The organism is Herbiconiux oxytropis (assembly GCF_024979315.1).
GTDB classification, from domain to species: Bacteria; Actinomycetota; Actinomycetes; order Actinomycetales; family Microbacteriaceae; genus Herbiconiux; species Herbiconiux oxytropis.
This window is the reverse complement of record NZ_JANLCK010000002.1, coordinates 366,951-384,497: the sequence shown is the minus strand read 5'-3', so window position 1 is coordinate 384,497 and position 17,547 is coordinate 366,951. Positions and strand designations below refer to the sequence as shown.

At 69.4% G+C, this 17,547-nt stretch carries 15 protein-coding genes; 9 read left to right on the top strand and 6 right to left on the bottom strand.

Annotation, left to right across the window (positions count from 1 at the left end; genetic code table 11):
• Positions 1–29: 29 nt before the first annotated feature.
• Complete coding sequence (locus tag N1028_RS04920) at positions 30–1,400, top strand: sensor histidine kinase (RefSeq protein WP_259525707.1); 1,371 nt, start codon at positions 30–32, stop codon at positions 1,398–1,400.
• Positions 1,397–2,131, top strand: a complete 735-nt coding sequence (locus N1028_RS04915) for a response regulator (RefSeq protein WP_259525706.1) — start codon at positions 1,397–1,399, stop codon at positions 2,129–2,131. The genes N1028_RS04920 and N1028_RS04915 overlap by 4 nt, the downstream gene beginning before the upstream one ends.
• Positions 2,132–2,143: 12 nt before the next feature.
• On the opposite strand, the gene N1028_RS04910 is transcribed toward N1028_RS04915, so the two are convergent.
• Positions 2,144–2,281, bottom strand: a complete 138-nt coding sequence (locus N1028_RS04910) for a hypothetical protein (protein ID WP_259525705.1) — start codon at positions 2,279–2,281, stop codon at positions 2,144–2,146.
• Between the two features lie 202 nt (positions 2,282–2,483).
• Here N1028_RS04910 and N1028_RS04905 point away from each other — a divergent pair, with 202 nt between their 5' ends.
• Genes N1028_RS04905 through N1028_RS04895 form a run of 3 tightly spaced genes read left to right on the top strand, consistent with a single transcriptional unit; the run spans position 2,484 to position 5,607 of the window.
• Positions 2,484–3,380, top strand: coding sequence for an ABC transporter ATP-binding protein (locus N1028_RS04905; RefSeq protein ID WP_259525704.1), 897 nt, complete (start codon positions 2,484–2,486; stop codon positions 3,378–3,380).
• Entirely contained in the window at positions 3,377–4,510 is a 1,134-nt protein-coding gene (locus N1028_RS04900) for an ABC transporter permease (protein ID WP_259525700.1), read from the top strand. Before N1028_RS04905 ends, N1028_RS04900 begins: the two co-directional genes overlap by 4 nt.
• A 29-nt stretch (positions 4,511–4,539) precedes the next feature.
• Positions 4,540–5,607 carry a threonine aldolase family protein gene (locus N1028_RS04895; RefSeq protein WP_259525699.1) on the top strand — a complete coding sequence of 356 codons (1,068 nt, stop codon included), beginning with the start codon at positions 4,540–4,542 and terminating at the stop codon, positions 5,605–5,607.
• Positions 5,608–5,665: 58 nt separating this feature from the next.
• Here N1028_RS04895 and N1028_RS04890 read toward each other — a convergent pair whose 3' ends face one another.
• On the bottom strand, positions 5,666–5,929 hold the full coding sequence (locus N1028_RS04890) for a hypothetical protein (RefSeq protein WP_259525698.1): 264 nt from the start codon (positions 5,927–5,929) through the stop codon (positions 5,666–5,668).
• Between the two features lie 14 nt (positions 5,930–5,943).
• Between N1028_RS04890 and N1028_RS04885 the strand changes: the two genes are divergently transcribed.
• From N1028_RS04885 to N1028_RS04870, 4 genes are all read left to right on the top strand, one after another.
• A complete protein-coding gene (locus N1028_RS04885) occupies positions 5,944–6,282 on the top strand; it encodes a metal-sensitive transcriptional regulator (protein ID WP_259525697.1) in 339 nt (112 codons plus the stop codon).
• Between the two features lie 185 nt (positions 6,283–6,467).
• Positions 6,468–7,061, top strand: a complete 594-nt coding sequence (locus N1028_RS04880; protein WP_259525899.1) for a DedA family protein — start codon at positions 6,468–6,470, stop codon at positions 7,059–7,061.
• A 22-nt stretch (positions 7,062–7,083) separates the two neighbouring features.
• The gene (locus N1028_RS04875; RefSeq protein ID WP_259525696.1) at positions 7,084–8,412 is read left to right on the top strand and encodes a heparan-alpha-glucosaminide N-acetyltransferase domain-containing protein; all 1,329 of its coding nucleotides are present in this window, start codon (positions 7,084–7,086) and stop codon (positions 8,410–8,412) included.
• A 95-nt stretch (positions 8,413–8,507) separates the two neighbouring features.
• Positions 8,508–9,101 carry a nitroreductase family protein gene (locus N1028_RS04870; protein ID WP_259525695.1) on the top strand — a complete coding sequence of 198 codons (594 nt, stop codon included), beginning with the start codon at positions 8,508–8,510 and terminating at the stop codon, positions 9,099–9,101.
• 30 nt (positions 9,102–9,131) lie between these two features.
• On the opposite strand, the gene N1028_RS04865 is transcribed toward N1028_RS04870, so the two are convergent.
• The 4 genes from N1028_RS04865 to N1028_RS04850 all read right to left on the bottom strand — a co-directional run bounded on the left by N1028_RS04865 (position 9,132) and on the right by N1028_RS04850 (position 17,443).
• Positions 9,132–11,000 carry a cell wall-binding repeat-containing protein gene (locus tag N1028_RS04865; RefSeq protein WP_259525694.1) on the bottom strand — a complete coding sequence of 623 codons (1,869 nt, stop codon included), beginning with the start codon at positions 10,998–11,000 and terminating at the stop codon, positions 9,132–9,134.
• A 43-nt stretch (positions 11,001–11,043) separates the two neighbouring features.
• Positions 11,044–13,026 (bottom strand): cell wall-binding repeat-containing protein, encoded by a 1,983-nt coding sequence (locus N1028_RS04860; protein WP_259525693.1) that lies wholly within the window; start codon positions 13,024–13,026, stop codon positions 11,044–11,046.
• A gap of 168 nt (positions 13,027–13,194) precedes the next feature.
• Entirely contained in the window at positions 13,195–15,051 is a 1,857-nt protein-coding gene (locus tag N1028_RS04855) for a cell wall-binding repeat-containing protein (protein WP_259525692.1), read from the bottom strand.
• A gap of 238 nt (positions 15,052–15,289) precedes the next feature.
• Entirely contained in the window at positions 15,290–17,443 is a 2,154-nt protein-coding gene (locus N1028_RS04850; protein WP_259525691.1) for an ATP-dependent Clp protease ATP-binding subunit, read from the bottom strand.
• Positions 17,444–17,547 lie beyond the last annotated feature (104 nt).

Genomic DNA, 17,547 nt, shown 5'->3' with positions numbered 1-17,547 from the left:
GGGGTGGAGAACGTCGCTAGCGTGGAGGGATGACCTCCGCCACCACCGATGACTGGGTGAGACCGCGCCCCGGTGCTGCCGGCTACCGCCGGGACGCCATCGTCGCGGGCGTGCTCGCGGTGGCCGCGTGGCTCAGCTGGTTCCTCTACGTCGGCGCCATCCCGCAGTCGCACGCACCCTGGTGGGGCGCGGCCATCTGGGCGGTGGTGATCGCCGGCTCGCTCGCGTTCCGGCGTCGCTTCCCCGTGCTCGTCGCCCTCGTCGTGACCGCCACGTTCGTGATCGGCCAGAACCTCGCCGTCTGGGAGCAGCTGTTCGCCAACATCTGCCTTTTCATCGCCTTCTACTCGGTGGGCGCGTGGAGCGCCAACCGCCTGCTCGCTCGAGTGGTGCGCATCCTCATCGCCATCGGCATGGTGCTCTGGCTGGTCGGCCTCGTCGTGATGCAGGTGAGCAACCCCGAGGCCATCCCGGGCTCGGATCGGGAGGGCTGGTTGTCGCAGTACATCGCGGTGGCCGCCATCCAGCTCGTCACGAACCTGCTCTATTTCGGGGCGGCCTACGTGTTCGGCAATGCCTCCTTCGCCTCGGCCCGACAGCGCGACGCGCTCGAGCAGCGCACGCGGGAGCTCGAGCGGGAGCGGGAGGTGAGCAGCCGCCAGGCCGTCGAGCTCGAACGGGTGCGCATCGCGCGGGAGCTCCACGACGTGGTGGCACACCACGTCTCGGTCATGGGGCTGCAGGCCGGGGCCGCTCGCCGGGTGCTCGCCAAGAGCGACGCCGACCCCAGGGCGATCGAGTCGCTCACCGTCATCGAGACGAACGCGCGCGAGGCCGTCGACGAGCTGCACCGGATGCTCGGAGCGCTCCGCCAGTCCGGAGACCCGGAAGCGAGCCGCTCGGCCTCCACCCGCGGCATCGCCCAGCTCGACGAGCTCGTGGAAGAGGTGCGGGCTGCGGGACTCCCCGTCACGTTCTCCACGGTCGGCGAGGTGGTGCCGGTTCCGCCCGTGATCGGTCTCAGCGTGTACCGGATCGCGCAGGAGTCGCTCACGAATGTGCGCAAGCACGGTGGCAGCCGGGCCGAGGCCGACGTGCGGCTGCGCTACCTCGACGACAGGATCGAGATCGACGTGAGCGACACGGGCGCAGGAGCCGGATCGGGATCCGGCTCGGGCCTCGGTCAGATCGGCATGCGCGAGCGCGTCGTGGCCGTCGGCGGCACCATCGACATCGGTCCGAAGCCCCGCGGAGGCTACCGCGTGCGCGCCACCCTGCCCCTCACCCCGAAGCGCGCCGCCGGCACGCCCACCGCCTCGGTCGCATCCGGCACGCCCACCGCCCCGGTCGCATCCGGTGCACCCACACCGACCGACTCCACCGAGGGGGCCCACCGATGACCGACGAGACGCCGGGGCGCATCCGGGTCGTGCTGGCCGACGATCAGGATCTCGTGCGCGTCGGGCTCCGCATCATCCTCGAGTCGGAAGACGGCATCGACGTCGTGGGCGAGGCCCGCACGGGGCGCGAAGCCGTCGAGCTCGTGGGAGCGCTGCAGCCCGACGTCGTGTGCATGGACGTGCAGATGCCCGACCTCGACGGCCTCGCCGCCACCCGCGAGCTGATCGCGGCCGGCACCCGCGCCGGCATCCTCATCCTCACGACCTTCAACCGCGACGACTACCTCTTCGAAGCCCTCGAGGCCGGCGCGAGCGGCTTCGTGCTGAAGAACTCGTCGCCGGAGGACCTCGTGGCCGCGGTGCAGGTGATCGCGCGGGGCGATGCGCTGCTGTCCCCGGATGTCACCCGTCGCGTGATCGAGAGCTTCACGTCTCGTCCGCCGGCCCAGTTCACCGAGGCGACGCCGGCGGCCACGGCTTCCGGGGCGGCCACGGCTGCGGCTCCCCCTGCGGCGGCGGCGCTCGCCGACCTCACCGAGCGGGAGCGCGAGGTGCTCGAACTGCTCGCCGCCGGGCGCTCCAACAGCGAGATCGCGGGCGAGCTCTACCTGGGCGAGGCGACGGTCAAGACGCACGTCTCCAAGATCCTGCAGAAGCTCGGCCTCCGCGATCGCATCCAGGCGGTCGTCTTCGCCTACGAGAACGGCATCGCCGTGCCCGGCCGCAGCTGACCGCCGGAGCCGCTACTTCTTCTTGACGCCCGAGACCGCGTCGGCCGAGTGGTCCTTCACATCCGACTTCGCCTTCTTGTCGGCGCGCTTCTCCTTGAGAGAGCGGGCCGCGGGCTTCGCAACTGCCTTGCGTGCGGATTTCTCAGCCATGGTTCTTCCTCCATCGCAAGCCACGATGGCTCGGTATCCGAAGGGTATGCCCTGCGCCCTCGCTCCACGACCACCTGGGCACATTGTCAGCGAGCGCACCCGCCCCACGCTCCACCGCACGGCGGAGCCTCCCCCTCCTCGCGGCTGATGCCCTCCTCTCGCGCCCGCCCTAGCGTGAAGGCATCGCAACGAAAGGTCGACCATGCTCGAAATAGACGACATCTCCCGCAGCTTCGGCTCGCGCCGGGTGCTCGACGGGGTGAGCTTCACCGTCGGCGCCGGCCGCATGACGGGTTTCGTCGGCGGCAACGGTGCCGGAAAGACCACGACGATGCGCATCATCCTCGGCGTGCTCTCGAGCGATTCCGGCACCGTCACCCTCGACGGCACGCGCCTCACCCCCGCCGACCGCGCCCTCTTCGGCTACATGCCGGAGGAGCGCGGCCTCTACCCCAAGATGAAGATCGCCGAGCAGATCGTCTACCTCGGCCGCCTGCACGGCATGACGCCGCAGGCCGCGAAACGCAGCACCGACGACCTGCTCGAGCGCCTCGGTCTCGGCGAGCGCGCCAACGAGACCGTCGAGAGTCTCTCGCTCGGCAATCAGCAGCGCGCCCAGATCGCCGCCGCGCTCGTGCACGATCCCGAAGTGCTCGTGCTCGACGAGCCCTTCTCGGGCCTCGACCCGATGGCGGTCGAGACCGTGCAGGCCGTGCTCACCGAGCACGCCGCCGGGGGCGCCCCCGTGCTGTTCTCCTCGCATCAGCTCGACATCGTCGAGCGCCTCTGCGACGACCTGGTCGTGATCGCCGGCGGCACCATCCGCGCCTCCGGCTCCCGGGAGAGCCTCCGGGCCGAGCACTCCGAGCCCCGCTACGAGATCGAGCTCGCGAGCGACGCCGGCTGGGTGCGTGAGCTCTCGGGCGTGCGGGTCGTCGAGCTCGACGGCAACTACGCCCAGTTCGAGGTCGACCGCGGTGACGAGGGCCTCGCCGCGGCGCAGGCCGTGCTCAGCCGCGCTCTCGCGGCCGGCCCCGTGGCCCGCTTCACCCCCCTCCATCCCACCCTCGCCCAGATCTTCAAGGAGGTCGTGAAATGAGCGCCACCACCCCGCCCCGCCTCGGTCGACCGGCCCGCCCGCCCCGCCCCGCCCTGCCGGGCCTGGTGAAGGGCACCTGGCTCGTCGCCGAGCGCGAGCTCGCGATGCGGCTCCGCAGCAAGTCGTTCCTCATCTCGACCGCCATCCTGCTGCTCGCGATCCTCGCCTCGATCATCGTCGGCGGCATCCTCAGCTCCACCAGCTCGGCCCCGAAGGTCGCCGCGGTGGCCGGCACGGCATCGGTCGTCGACGGCGTGCAGGGTCTCGAGGTCACCGAGGCGGCCTCCACCGACGAGGCGGAGGCGCTCGTGCGAGACGGCACCGTCGACGCCGCGGTGCTCCCCGCCGAGACCGAGCTGGGCTACGAGCTCGTCGCCCTCGACGAGGCCCCCGGCACCATCGTCTCGCTGCTCAGCGTGGCCCCGCCGGTGCAGCTGCTCGAGCCGGGCGACAGCGACGACGGCTTCCTCAGCTACATCATCGGCATCGCCTTCGGCGTCGTGTTCTTCATGTCGGCCGTGACCTTCGGCTCCACCATCGCGCAGAGCGTCGTGGAGGAGAAGCAGACCCGGGTGGTCGAGATCCTCCTCTCCACCATCTCGGCGCGCGAGCTCATGGCGGGCAAGGTGGTGGGCAACAGCATCCTGGCCTTCGGGCAGATCGCCCTGATCGCGGCGATGAGCGTGCTGGGCCTCTCGATCACCGGCCAGTCGGCGCTGCTCGGCCTCCTGGGTCCGGCCATCGCCTGGTTCATCGTGTTCTTCGTCTTCGGCTTCGTGCTCATCGCCGCGCTCTACGCGGCCACCGCGGCCCTCGTCTCGCGGCAGGAGGAGGTGGCCTCGGTCACCTCGCCCGTCACGACGCTCGTGATGATCCCGTACTTCCTCGTGATCTTCTTCAACTCCAACGAGACGATCATGGCGATCATGTCGTACGTGCCGTTCTCGGCGCCCATCGGCATGCCGCTCCGGCTCTTCCTCGGCGACGCCGCCTGGTGGGAGCCGCTGGTCTCCCTCGCGGTTCTCGTGGCCACGACCCTCCTGATCATCGGCATCGGATCGCGCATCTACTCCAACTCCCTGCTGCGCACGGGCGCCAGGGTCAAGCTGCGCGACGCCCTGAAGGGCTGAGGTCGCCGAGAGGCTGAGAGACTGGAGGGGTGACCACGACACCCCTTCACGACCCCACCTCCCGCGGCTTCGCCTCGGACAACTACGCCGGCGTGCACCCCGAGGTGCTCGAGGCCCTCGCCCGGGCCAACGGCGGCCACCAGATCGCCTACGGCGAGGACGTCTACACGGCGCGCCTGCAGGAGGTGCTGCGCGACCACTTCGGCGCGCAGGCCGAGGCGTTCCCGGTGTTCAACGGCACGGGAGCGAACGTGGTGGGCCTGCAGTCGATGCTGCCGCGCTGGGGTGCCGTCGTCTGTGCGAGCACCGCTCACATCCACACCGATGAGAACGCGGCGCCCGAGCGGGTGGCCGGCCTCAAGCTCCTCACCGTGCCCACGCCCGACGGCAAGCTCACGCCCGACCTCATCGACGTGGAGGCGTGGGGCTGGGGCGACGAGCACCGCGCCCAGCCGCTCGCCGTCTCGATCACCCAGACCACCGAGCTCGGCACCGCCTACTCGGTCGACGAGATCACAGCCATCGCGGAGCACGCGCACTCGCTCGGCATGAAGCTCCACCTCGACGGATCGCGCATCTCCAACGCCGCCGCCTCGCTCGGCGCACCCCTCCGGGCCTTCACCACGGATGCCGGGGTCGACGTGGTCTCGCTCGGCGGCACCAAGAACGGTCTGCTCTACGGCGAGGCCGTGGTGGTGCTGAACCCCGAGACCGTCGCCGGCATCCCGTTCCTGCGCAAGCTCGACATGCAGCTGGCCTCGAAGATGCGGTTCGTCTCGGCGCAGCTGATCGCGCTCTACGAGGGCGACCTGTGGCTGGAATCCGCGTCGCACGCGAACGCGATGGCGGCCCGGCTGCGGAGCGCGGTCGAGGGGCTGCCGGGGGTCACGCTCACGCAGGCGACCCAGTCGAACGCGGTCTTCGCGATCGTCCCCGCCGGAGTCGCCGACCGGCTCCGCGAGTCGTTCCGGTTCTACGACTGGAACCCCGCCACCGGCGAGGTGCGCTGGATGTGCGCCTTCGACACCACCCCCGACGACATCGACGCCTTCGCGGCGGCCCTCCGCCGCGAGCTCGAGGCCGTCGCTCCCGCGTAACTACGGGAATCTGCAGGACCGACGCCGTATAGGGGGTCGGTCCTCCGCAGATCTGCAGTTACACGTCACCTGGCGTGCACCCGGGCGGCTCGGAGTTACCGCTGAGGGTGAAGTCCTCGCAGGTGAGGAACCTCGAGTGGTTCGCGCCGAGCAGGAACGACGCCACGGCGATGAAGCCCACCGCGCCGAGCACGACGAGCCGCTCCCGCCGCCCACACGCCGATGAGCAGCACTCTCCCGTGATGCGGTGCCGGACGGCGGCCGGATGCCTGTCTGCCGACTGCGCATCGGCCGGTTCCTGCAGGGGCTCGGTGTCGGACACGAGAGAATCGAAGCATGAGCGACCACGATGAGACCGCAGCCCACGCGGACCACGCCGACGGGGGCCATGCCCACCACGGCTACATCTCCAACAAGGATGCCTATCTCAAGCGGCTCAAGCGCATCGAGGGTCAGGCGCGGGGGTTGCAGAACATGGTCGACGAGGAGAAGTACTGCATCGACATCCTCACCCAGATCTCAGCGGTCACGAGCGCGCTGGAGTCGGTCGCGCTCGGCCTCCTCGAGGAGCACCTCGCGCACTGCGTGGTGGAGGCCGTTGCCGAGGGCGGCGACGTCGCCGACGCGAAGCTCAAGGAGGCCTCTGCCGCCATCGCCCGGCTCGTGCGCTCCTGAGCGGGAGCCCCCTTTCAGCGCCGCTTCAGTTCTGCCCCAGTAGGTTGGGTGCCATGAGCCTGGCCCATGCCGACCCATCCGTTCTCCTCCTCAGCACAGCTCCCGACTCCCCCGGTGGGGAGGGCGGCGGGAGCGGATCCGGCGACTCGAGCCTCGGCGCCGTCGGCGACTGGGTCGTCGGACTCATGGAGACCCTCGGTGCTCCCGGTGCCGGCATCGCGGTGGCGGTCGAGAACCTCTTCCCTCCCATCCCGAGCGAGGTCATCCTGCCGCTCGCGGGCTTCGCGGCCAGCCGCGGCGACCTGAACCTCGTGGCGGCGATCGTCTTCACCACACTCGGCTCCCTCGTCGGAGCCCTCGCGCTCTACGGCATCGGCGCATGGCTCGGCATCGACCGCATCAAGCGGATCGCGAAGAAGCTCCCCCTCGTCGATGTGTCCGACGTCGACAAGACCGAGGAGTGGTTCAGGAAGCACGGTTCGAAGGCGGTGTTCTTCGGCCGCATGCTGCCGATCTTCCGCAGCCTGATCTCGATCCCGGCGGGCATCGAACGGATGCCGGTGTGGAAGTTCGCGCTGCTCACCACGGCCGGCAGCCTGATCTGGAACACCCTCTTCATCCTCGCGGGCTTCTGGCTCGGTGAGCAGTGGCACATCGTCGAGCAGTACGCCGACATCCTGAAGTACGTCGTGATCGCGGCCGTGGTGGCAGCGGTCGGCTGGTTCGTGATCAGCCGGGTGCGCAAGCACCGCTCGGGCCAGACGGACGGTATCGTCTGATCGACGACGATCGGGGGGATGCATGACGAGCGGTCACGCGGGCATCCCCGGTCGTGAACGGATCCTGGGCCTCGACCTGGCGCGGTTCGTGGCGATCGCCGGGATGATGGCCACGCACACCTGGCTGTGGGCCGATTCGGTCGCGGGGGTGCACGTCGCGTCGTCGGAGCAGTTCCAGGGGCGGGCGTCGGCCCTGTTCGCGGTGCTCGCGGGGGTGGGTGCGGTGCTCGCCACGCGTGCCCCGATCCGCGAGCGGCGTCCCGGTGCCGCACGCCTGATGCTCGTGGGCCGCGGTGTCGCGCTCGTGGCGATCGGGCTCACGCTCACACTGCTCGACATCCCGATCTTCGTCATCCTCGCCTATTACGGCGTGCTGTTCTGGTTCCTCGCGCTCGCGGTGACGTGGCCCCGCTGGGTGCTCGTGTCCGTCGGCGCCGTGGTGGCCGTGGCGGCTCCGGTGGCCGTCTACCTCCTCGGCGAGGCGTTCCAGCTCACCGAGCGCGAGGCCTCGAACCCCAACTGGCTCTCGCTCGCCGATCCGCTCCTGGTGCTCAGGGGGCTGCTGGTCACGGGCACGTATCCGGTGCTGATCTGGATCGCGTACGGGCTCGTCGGCATGGCCATCGGCCGCACCCTGCTCGCGGCACGTGGTTCCACCGCATCCGCCGCCTCGACCGGCGGGGCCACCGCTCTGCGTGTGGTCGCGGCGAAGCTCGCGGCGGTGGGTGCTGTGGTCTGGCTGGGCGGGATCGCCCTCGCCGCGCTCGCACACGGGCCGCTGGGCGCCGTGCGCGGGCTCGCCACCGAGCTCGGCGTCTCGGAGAAGGAGGCGCTCGGCCTCCTCACCGATCCGGGCGCGGGCCGGCCCGTGCTCGGATCGCCCTGGATGCTCGCGGCCTCCGCCGCCCACACCGGAACGACTTTCGATCTCATCCTCACCATCGGATCCTCCACCACCGTCATCGGCCTCCTCGTGCTCCTCGGCACGGTGCTCGGCCCACTTGCGCGGCGCATCCTCTCGCCCGTGCTCGGCGCGGGGGCCGCCCCCCTCACCGTCTACTCGGCGCACGTGCTGCTCGTCGGCACGGTCACGCTCGTGATGCTCGGCAAGCCCTACGGTGAGCTCACCTGGCAGGAGTACGTGGTGCTCGACACCCCCTGGTTCCTCTCGAGCTGGGGCTTCTGGCTCGCGAACATCCTGATGGCGCTGCTGATCGGTTCGTTCCTGACCTTCCTCGGCCGGCGCGGGCCGCTCGAGACCCTCGTCACGTGGGCTGGCCGCCTCGCCGCCCGACTCGCGCACCGGCCTGCACGAGCGGATGCGCGGGGCTCGGCCGCGCTCTCGGAATAAACGATCCCCCTCTGCGTTGGATGAATCCGGACCGCGGTCCGATTTCCACTCTGCCCGACGGCGTGCAGGACATCACCCGTCTTCTGGAGGCCATCATGAGCATCGTCGACATCCCGTCCCGCACCGCCGAGACCAGCACCCCCATCCACTCCACCCTCGCCGAGCGCTGGAGCCCGCGCTCCTTCGAGGCCGCCGAGACCCTCGATGAGCAGCGCCTCACGGCGGCGCTCGAGGCGGCACGGTGGGCACCGTCGGCGAACAACTCGCAGCCGGCCCGCTTCATCGTGGCGCGCCGCGGCACGCCGGAGTTCACGACCGTGGTGGAGAACCTGATGAGCTTCAACCAGGCGTGGGCGGATCGCGCCGGTGCGCTCGTGGTGGCGGTCGCCGAGACCGTGGGCGACCACGGCGCGCCCCGTCGCTGGGCCGAGTACGACCTCGGACAGGCGATGGCCTACTTCACCGTCCAGGCCCACCACGACGGCCTGCACGTGCATCAGATGGGCGGCATCGACCCCGCCGGCCTGGCCTCGGCCTTCGGCCTCCCCGCCCACCTGGTCCCCGTCACGGTGGCGGCGGTCGGCACCCTCGCCTCCCCGGACGCCCTCCCCGACGACACCCTCCGCGCCCGCGAGTCCGCACCCCGCACCCGTCTCCCCCTCGACACCCTGCTCCTCCCCACCCCCTGACCTCGCCTGAGACCCTTCGTGGGCGGGGCACTATCCGCATGCAGTCAGATCGAGTACGGCGGGCGTGAGCGTGTTCTCCCCACCGAGGAGAAACGTCTCCCGGACGCCGGTCGCGAGTCGTTCGAGCACCTCGGGAGGCATGCACTCCCGGCGCGAGAGATAAAGAGGCGCGTTCAACCGGCCGGCGATCGCACCACCGCTGAGGGCATCAGCGAAGGTCGTGCCGCTGGCGATGAAGGCCTGGTTGGATGATGGGAAGGCCTCTCTGTTGAGAGCTAGCGACACCGCGTACCGATCGGGCCCGTCGAATCGCACCACCTTCGCGAATTCGGCGATCTGGGCCTCGATACCCGTGCTCACCGAGGCGGGCCCGCCGGCGATCTTGATCGTGGCGCCGGCCGTCGCGAACCTCCAGACGAGTGTCATCTCGGCCTGGGAGAGCTTTGCCGAGCTCCCTTTCACCAGGAGGACCCCGGTCTTGGCTCCGGCCGCGGCCGGAGTACTCGAGAGGGCGTCGGGAAACGTGCTGCCGTTCGCGATGTAGAGAGCCGCGGGATCGGTCGGCGCGTCCACGCCGGTGAGCAGAGCTCGCGAGACCTCATAGCGGTCCGCGCCCTCGATCCGATCGATGAAGGTCGATGACGGCAGCTCCCGGCGGATGACGGCGACCACCTCGTCGGAGATCGATGCGCGGCCACCCACGATCACGACCCTCTTGGGATCGGCGCGGATGAGCTCGCGGAGAACGCTGTCGCTCAGACTCGATTTCGTCGACAACAGCACAGGGGCTCGCAGTCTGCTCGCCATCGGCCCCACGCTCAGCGCATCGGCGAACTTCTCACCGCTCGCCAGGAAGACGGTGTCGGCGTTCGGATCGTCGAACCGCCTGGCGACGTTCGCGGAGACCTCGTAGCGGTCGGCACCTCCGACTCGGGAGGTCTGGACCGCTGCGAGCGTGTCGAAGCGGATCACCTTCCCGCGCTTCCTATCGGCCATCCACAGCACTCTCGACTCGCTGAACGCGAGTGCTGACACCTGCGCTGAGGGCGGAAGAGAGTAAGTCAGTCGCGAGCCCGGACTCGTACCGTAGAGCGTCGTCGTCGACCCACTCACCGCCCAGGTTCGATCCCCGATCCTCGCGAAACCCCGGAGGTCTTCACCCCCGGCGTCGAAATGGGTGAACGTCGGGTAATCAAAGCGCACCACCCCTGTCGTCGTCTGCACCGTTCCGTGAGCACGACCACCCTCCATCGATTCGAGGTCGATCTTCCGAATGTCCTTGATGTCCCATCTGCTCGGCACGGCGCCCGCCCGATCGATCATCCACACCGCCCCGGCTCCCTCGTCGACCACCCACACCTGCTCCCCAAGGCCGTCGAGCTCCCCCAGCTGCACGGCGCCCGGGATCACCCACTCCTCGACGGCGCCGGTGGATTCCGAGAGGCGGCCGAGCTTCCCCGTGCCGGAGGCCGTGAAGTACGCCTGTCCGCCGGCATCCCAGACGTGAGCAGGCAACGAGTTCGCCGTGGGCAACGGGTACTCACGCACGACACCCGCGGCGCTGATGTGAGCGATCATGTTGGAGGCGATCACCGCCGCCCACACACCGCCCTCGTCGTCGACCGCCACGCTCGACGGCGCACCGGAGAGCGCGTAGGTGGCGATCACCGCTCCTGTGCGGTCGAGTCTCTCCACGGAGCGGTCACCGAAGACAGACACCCAGACCGTGCCGTCCCGCGTCGCGACGATGTCGCTCGGAAGCCCGTTCGGGTTGCCCAGATCGACCTCCGTGAGCCACCGCCCAGGGTCGGTCGGCGCCTCCTCCCGAGTCGATTCGGAGGCACTCGACGGGACGGCGACGCCCGCAGCGGCCACGATGCCGAGGATGCCTATCAGCACGCGCGTAGTCAGCGTTCGGCGCGCCCGGGTTTCCGTCCCCACGTCAGCCGCAGGTGGTGAACTCGAGCACGGCGTTCGTGAGTGTCCGTTCACCGCCGAGAAGCGTCACGTGGTCGACCTCAGACGCGGTCAGAAGGTCGAGCACTCGTTCCGGCACGCAGTTCGGCTTGGTCAGGTAGACGGGATAGTCCTCAGAGCCGGCCACTGCCCCTCCTGCGAGCGCGTCGGGGAAGCTCGTCCCGCTCGCGAAATAGGCGCGGTTGGCCCGGGGGAAGGCGTCTTCGTTGATCGCTTGCGATACTTCGTAGCGGTCGGCGCCGCCGAATCGCTTGACCGGCCCGAGCGACGCCAGCTGCGCTTCGATGCCGGCACTGACGGATGCCGCCCCACCGGCGATCTTGACTGTTGCACCGGCGGCTGCATACTCCTCGATGACCGCTAGGTCGTCGCCTGAGAGAGCGGCTGCGCCGCCGCTGACCAGCAGGATGCCCGCGTCGAAATGTGCCGCTGCGGGGGTGGCCGAGAGAGCGTCGGCAGAACTCTTGCCGCTGGCCACATAGAGCGTCTTGCCCGGTGCGGGAGCGAGGTCACTCGCGAGCAGCGCGCGCGACACGGCATAGCGGTCACTGCCGCCTATACGCTCCACCTTCGCGCGCGTCTCGCGCCGGATCGCCCCCAGTACCGCGTCGGAGACGGATGCCGGGCCGCCGACGACCACGACCCTCGTGGGGTCGAGCCGCGTGAGCTCCCGGCGAGTGACGTCAGGCAACGTCCCCTGCGCGGTGAGGAGGATCGGTGCATTCTGATGCGCGGCGAGGGGGCCGGCGCTCAGTGCGTCGGCGAAGGAGCTGCCGCTCGCCACGAAGACCGTCTGGCCCCCGTACCGGTCTCCCCGACGCGACATGTTGACGGCCATCTCGAAACGATCAACGCCACCCACTCGATCGGCACCGGGTACGACGCGCATGTCGAGCCGGATCACCCGACCGGTCCGCGCCGCGACGCTCCAGACGTACCGGTTCTCCGTGAGCGCGACTCCTGTCAACCCGCTGTCGGCCGTGGCCACGGTGAAATCGACAGGAGCACTGCCTGGTCCGTCCACGCCGATCGTATTGGTGCCGCGATCGACGTACCACAGCCGTTCGCTCTGCAGGGCGAATCCGCTGAGGTCCATGCGGCTCTCGGCGCGGGGGTAGTACTTCATGCTCTTGCCTGCACCTTCGCTGACGAAGGTGAACGCCTCGTCTTTCTCCGTCAGCACCCCCGTGACCACTCCGGCCGTCGAGGACTGCAGTTCGACGCCAGTGGGCGAGGTCAGGAAAGTCGTGTACTCCACGCGGGATCCGTCGCGGCCGAGGATGAATGTCCTATGGGCCTGCTCGTCGGTCACCCAGACCTGGTCGTCCAGGCCGTCGATGGCCCAGGGCTTCACGGCACCGGCGATCGCGAACTCCTCGATCGCCCCCGTCGACTCCGTGAGGCGCCCCAGCTTCTGGGTTGCCGCGGCGGTGTAGTACACCTCGTCGCCGCCATCGAAGATGCGTGCGGGGAACGACCCGGGGGTCGGGAGGTCGTACTCCTTCACCACCCCCGCCGCCGACACATGGGCAATCCTGTTGAAAAGGGATTCGGTGGCCCAGACTCCTCCCTCGTTGTCGCTGGCGAGACTCATGGGGGTTCCGGAGAGGCCCACCGTGGCGAGGATCGCGCCGTCGCGCGACATCCGCTGCACCGTGCGGTCGACGTACACCGACACCCACACCGAGCCGTCGGCCCCGGCCGCGATGTCGTTGGGCGCACCGTTCGGGTTGGAGAGCGGGAACTCGACCAGGCGGGCTCCCGGGTCGCGCGGCGGGGCCGGCGGGTCGGCCGGAGCAGCTCCCGCCGAGACGCCAGCGAGCCCGGAGCCGAGCACGACAGCCGTCAGCAGCACTCCGAGCGCGCCAGACACGCGGCGACCTGCGCGGCGGGTGGGGCGGGCGCTGGCGCGAGCGCTGGGGCGGGCGGGATCGGCGGGGTTCGGCATCGGACATCCTTTCGCCGCTCTCACGTGCGAGCGCAGCCCTTCCAGGATGAGCGCGAAAAGGAGCCGGGAGCCCTGAGTAGTTCCTACTCCGTCGCCTCCGGCCCTTCCCCTCGGCATCCACGTCGACGCGCACCGTGCGGACCACGTGTTCCGCAGAGCAGGTCACCGTCAGCGGCACTCGATGAGATCTTCGACGTTCCCGCTCAACGTCTTCACCCCGCCCACGAGCGTCACCTCTTCGATACCAAGGGATCCGAACAGCTCGTGGGAGCCGCTGGGAAGACAGTCGGCGCGCGACAGATACACCGGGCCACCGATGCGTTCGGCAAGTGGAGCGCTCGCCAGAGCATCGGCGAAGGCGGTGCCGCTCGCGATCAGGGCAGCTCTTGCCCGCGGGAACGCGTCACGGATGACGGCTTCGGACACTTCGTACCGGTCGGCGCCACCGAGCCTGAGGACGGGGGCGATCTCCTTCAGTTGCGCCTCTACAGTGAAACTCATCGATGCCGGCCCACCGATGACCTTGATGGTCCCTCCGGTCGCGTACTTCGTGATGACCGCTCGCTCCGCCGGGCCAAGCGCGCTATCCGACGCCCCGTTGACGAGGAGGACGACCGACGACGAGGCCGTCGCGGCGGGCGCAGCGGAGAGGGCATCGGGGAACTTCCGGCCGTCGGCGATGTACAGCACGCCCGAGGCAGGAGGTGCGTACACGCTGTCGAGAAGATTCCGGGAGACCTCGTAACGGTCCGCTCCGCCGATCCTCGAGATCTGCGCGCCTGGAGCGAACGAGGCGATCTTCTCGAGTGCGCCAGCCGACACGGACTCTGCACCCCCGACGATCACGACGTAACTCGGCGTGAGCTCGGTCAGACTCCCCTGCGTCGCCAGCGGAACGTCGTCCTTCTTCGTCAAGAGCAGCGGGATCCCCATCCGCCCTGCCAGGGCGCCCACGGTCAGAGCGTCTGCGAACTTCTGCCCGCTCGCCACGAAGACCGTCTCCGCAGAACCCCACCTCGTCGCGATGGCTGCCGCCACCTCGTAGCGGTCGGCCCCACCTATCCTCGACACCGCAGCGACGGTGAACGAATCGATCCGTTCGATACGACCCTTCTCGCGCGCGACCCAGACATACCGATCCCCCGTCGCGACGATCTCCTGCGGGACCCCGACACCGGATGGAGAGCTGATCTGGGAACTCTCGATGCCTCTCGCCCCCACCCCTGTCTGACCGAACCACCAGTCCCTTCCATTGACCGACGTGACGCCGTTGAGACCCAACGGACCGATCCAGCCCGGTTGCTGCGTCCATTTCCCGTTCTTGACAAGAAAAGCGTCGATCCGGAAGTAGTGCACGAAGACGACCCGTGTCTGGCCTGCCTCCGCCTCTGACAGTTCGAAGTCGCGCACACCTTGGCCCGGTTTCACATCGCGTTTCACGCCATCGAGGCCGAAGATGACGAAGAACTCGGACTCGCGGTCGTACACCCAGACTTCGTCTCCGATCCCATCGATGTCCCAGATGCCCTCGGCGCTCTCATAGACGAACTCGTCGATGACCCCGGTCGCCTTGGTCAGCCGGCCCAACTTTCCGGAGGCGCTCTCCGTGAAGAAGACATAGTCGCCTGAGTCGTAGACCTCGGCGGGCAAGGAGTTCGCCGTTGGGATGACCTGCTCCGACACCACGCCTTCCGCGGAGACGTGCCCGATCGTGTTCGCGGCGAACTCCGCCACCCAGACTCCTCCCGCGTGATCGCTCGTCATGTGCGACGGGCCGCCCGTCAGCTGGACCGTCGCGATCACCGACCCGTCGCGCGCAAGGTGGTGCACCTGCTTGTCTGCGAAGACCCCCACCCAGACCGTTCCGTCGGCACCCGCGGCGAGCGCGACGGGGAGTCCGTCCGGGTTCGGGAGCGGGAACGACGCCACTGCCCCGGGAGGCGGCATCGAGCTGACTTCCTCCGGCGCCGCGGAGGCGCTCCAACCGGGAGCGAACGCGGGGACGAGCGCCACGGTGAGGGCCATGACCGCGAGCCGGAGCACGCTGAGCGTACGACTGCGTCGCTCTGATCGAGGGGAATCGACACGGTGAACGGATGACATGCGGGACCTCGCAGAGTACGAGTACGGGACCGATCTGATGCGATCGGTCCCCATCTTGTCCCCCATGTGACCGCGCCCTCACTGAGCAGTTCCTACTCAGAGCGAGCGCCATCGCCCGCCCGGGCCGAGCCGCCGCTCGGCCCGCCGACAGCATCGGCCCCTAGTCCGCCGCCACCGTGAGCGCGTCGCCGCCACGAGCCACATCGACCCGCACCGTGTCGCCGTCGCGCACGTCGCCGGCCAGCAGCGCCATCGCGAGCCGGTCGTCGATCTGCTTCTGCATGAGCCGTCGCAGCGGCCGGGCCCCGTAGATGGGGTCGTAGCCGCGCTCGGCGAGCCAGGTGCGCGCATCCGGAGTCACCGCGAGCGAGAGCCGCCGTGAGGCGAGACGGTGCGACAGCCGGTCGACGTAGAGCGAGACGATCTGCGCCAGGTCCTCTTCGGTCAGCGCCTGGAACACCACGATGTCGTCGAGCCGGTTCACGAACTCGGGCTTGAAGGCCTGTCGCACCGCCGCCTGCACGAGCGTCTCCCGATCGGCCGGGGTCAGGGAAGGGTCGACCAGGAACTGCGACCCCAGGTTCGACGTCAGGATCAGCAGCGTGTTGCGGAAGTCGACCGTGCGCCCCTGGCCGTCGGTGAGCCGTCCGTCGTCGAGCACCTGCAGCAGTACGTCGAACACCTCGGGGTGCGCCTTCTCGACCTCGTCGAGCAGCACGACCGAGTAGGGCCGCCGCCGCACGGCCTCGGTGAGCTGCCCCCCCGACTCGTAGCCGACGTATCCGGGAGGGGCACCGAGCAGCCGCGCCACGGAGTGCTTCTCGCCGTACTCGGACATGTCGATGCGGATGAGCGCCTTCTCGTCGTCGAAGAGGAACTCGGCGAGCGCCTTGGCCAGCTCGGTCTTGCCCACACCCGTGGGCCCCAGGAAGAGGAACGAACCGGTGGGGCGACCCTCTTCCGAGATGCCCGCGCGGGAGCGGCGCACCGCATCCGACACCGCCTGCACGGCCGCCTTCTGGCCGATCAGCCGGCGCCCGAGCTCGCCCTCGAGGTGCAGGAGCTTCTCTGTCTCGCCCTGAGTGAGACGATCCACGGGGATGCCGGTCCAGGCCGCGATCACGGCCGCGATGTCATCCGAGCCCACCTGGTCGTTGACCATGCGCTCGACGCCCTCGGCCGCCACCTCGGCCGCCTCGGCCTCGGCGAGCGAGCGCTCGAGCAGCGGGATCTCGCCGTAGAGCAGGCGCGACGCCTTCTCCAGCTGGCCCTCGCGCTGGGCGCGCTCGGCGCGCATGCGCGCATTGTCGAGCTTCTCCTTGAGCTCGCCCACCCGGTTGAGGGCGGCGCGCTCGCGGTCCCACCGCTCCTGCAGCTCGGCGAGCGTCGCCTGGCGAGACGCCAGCGTCTCGCGGAGGGCGGCGAGCCGCTCCTTCGACGCGTCGTCCTTCTCCTTCTTCAGCGCGAGCTCCTCGAGCTTCAGCCGGTCGACCCCGCGGCGCAGCTCGTCGATCTCGACGGGCGCCGAGTCGATCTCCATGCGCAGGCGCGACGCCGCCTCGTCGATCAGGTCGATCGCCTTGTCAGGCAGCTGCCGACCCGGGATGTAGCGGTTCGACAGGGATGCTGCAGCGACGAGCGCCGAGTCGGCGATCGAGACCTTGTGGTGCGCCTCGTAGCGCTCCTTGAGGCCGCGGAGGATGGCGATCGTGTCCTCCACCGACGGTTCGCCCACGAACACCTGCTGGAATCGGCGCTCCATGGCCGCATCCTTCTCGATGAACTCGCGGTACTCGTCGAGCGTGGTCGCGCCGATGAGCCGGAGCTCTCCGCGCGCGAGCATGGGCTTCAGCATGTTCGAGGCCGCGACCGATCCCTCGCCGCCGCCCGCGCCCATGAGGGTGTGCAGCTCGTCGATGAACGTGATGATCTGGCCGTCGGCGTCGTTGATCTCCTTGAGCACGGCCTTCAGGCGCTCCTCGAACTCGCCGCGGTACTTCGCTCCCGCCACGAGGGCGGCCAGGTCGAGCGAGACGAGCTGCTTGCCCTTCAGCGAGTCGGCCACGTCTCCTGCCACGATGCGCTGGGCCAGGCCCTCCACCACAGCGGTCTTGCCCACGCCCGGCTCGCCGATGAGCACGGGGTTGTTCTTGGTGCGGCGGGTCAGCACCTGGCTGATCCGGCGGATCTCGGCGTCACGGCCGATGACCGGGTCGAGCTTGCCGCTCGCCGCGATCTCCGTCAGGTTGACGCCGTACTGCTCGAGGGCGCTCTTCGCCTCGTCGCCGCTCGGGGTTCCCTGGTTGGTCGCCATTCTCTGTGTGTTCCTCTTCCTGGTCTCGCCGGATGCCGCTCGGAGAGAGCGGATCTCAAAGTTGAGTTGATCTGACTCAAGTTTAGCAGAGCGGCGAACGTGCC

Excerpts from the sequence above, each read along its gene's own strand:
- N1028_RS04920 (WP_259525707.1), top strand. The coding sequence starts at position 30 with ATGACCTCCGCCACCACCGATGACTGGGTGAGACCGCGCCCCGGTGCT.
- N1028_RS04915 (WP_259525706.1), top strand. The coding sequence starts at position 1,397 with ATGACCGACGAGACGCCGGGGCGCATCCGGGTCGTGCTGGCCGACGAT.
- N1028_RS04910 (WP_259525705.1), bottom strand. The coding sequence starts at position 2,281 with ATGGCTGAGAAATCCGCACGCAAGGCAGTTGCGAAGCCCGCGGCCCGC.
- N1028_RS04905 (WP_259525704.1), top strand. The coding sequence starts at position 2,484 with ATGCTCGAAATAGACGACATCTCCCGCAGCTTCGGCTCGCGCCGGGTG.
- N1028_RS04900 (WP_259525700.1), top strand. The coding sequence starts at position 3,377 with ATGAGCGCCACCACCCCGCCCCGCCTCGGTCGACCGGCCCGCCCGCCC.
- N1028_RS04885 (WP_259525697.1), top strand. The coding sequence starts at position 5,944 with ATGAGCGACCACGATGAGACCGCAGCCCACGCGGACCACGCCGACGGG.
- N1028_RS04880 (WP_259525899.1), top strand. The coding sequence starts at position 6,468 with ATGGAGACCCTCGGTGCTCCCGGTGCCGGCATCGCGGTGGCGGTCGAG.
- N1028_RS04875 (WP_259525696.1), top strand. The coding sequence starts at position 7,084 with ATGACGAGCGGTCACGCGGGCATCCCCGGTCGTGAACGGATCCTGGGC.
- N1028_RS04870 (WP_259525695.1), top strand. The coding sequence starts at position 8,508 with ATGAGCATCGTCGACATCCCGTCCCGCACCGCCGAGACCAGCACCCCC.
- N1028_RS04860 (WP_259525693.1), bottom strand. The coding sequence starts at position 13,026 with ATGCCGAACCCCGCCGATCCCGCCCGCCCCAGCGCTCGCGCCAGCGCC.
- N1028_RS04855 (WP_259525692.1), bottom strand. The coding sequence starts at position 15,051 with ATGGCCCTCACCGTGGCGCTCGTCCCCGCGTTCGCTCCCGGTTGGAGC.
- N1028_RS04850 (WP_259525691.1), bottom strand. The coding sequence starts at position 17,443 with ATGGCGACCAACCAGGGAACCCCGAGCGGCGACGAGGCGAAGAGCGCC.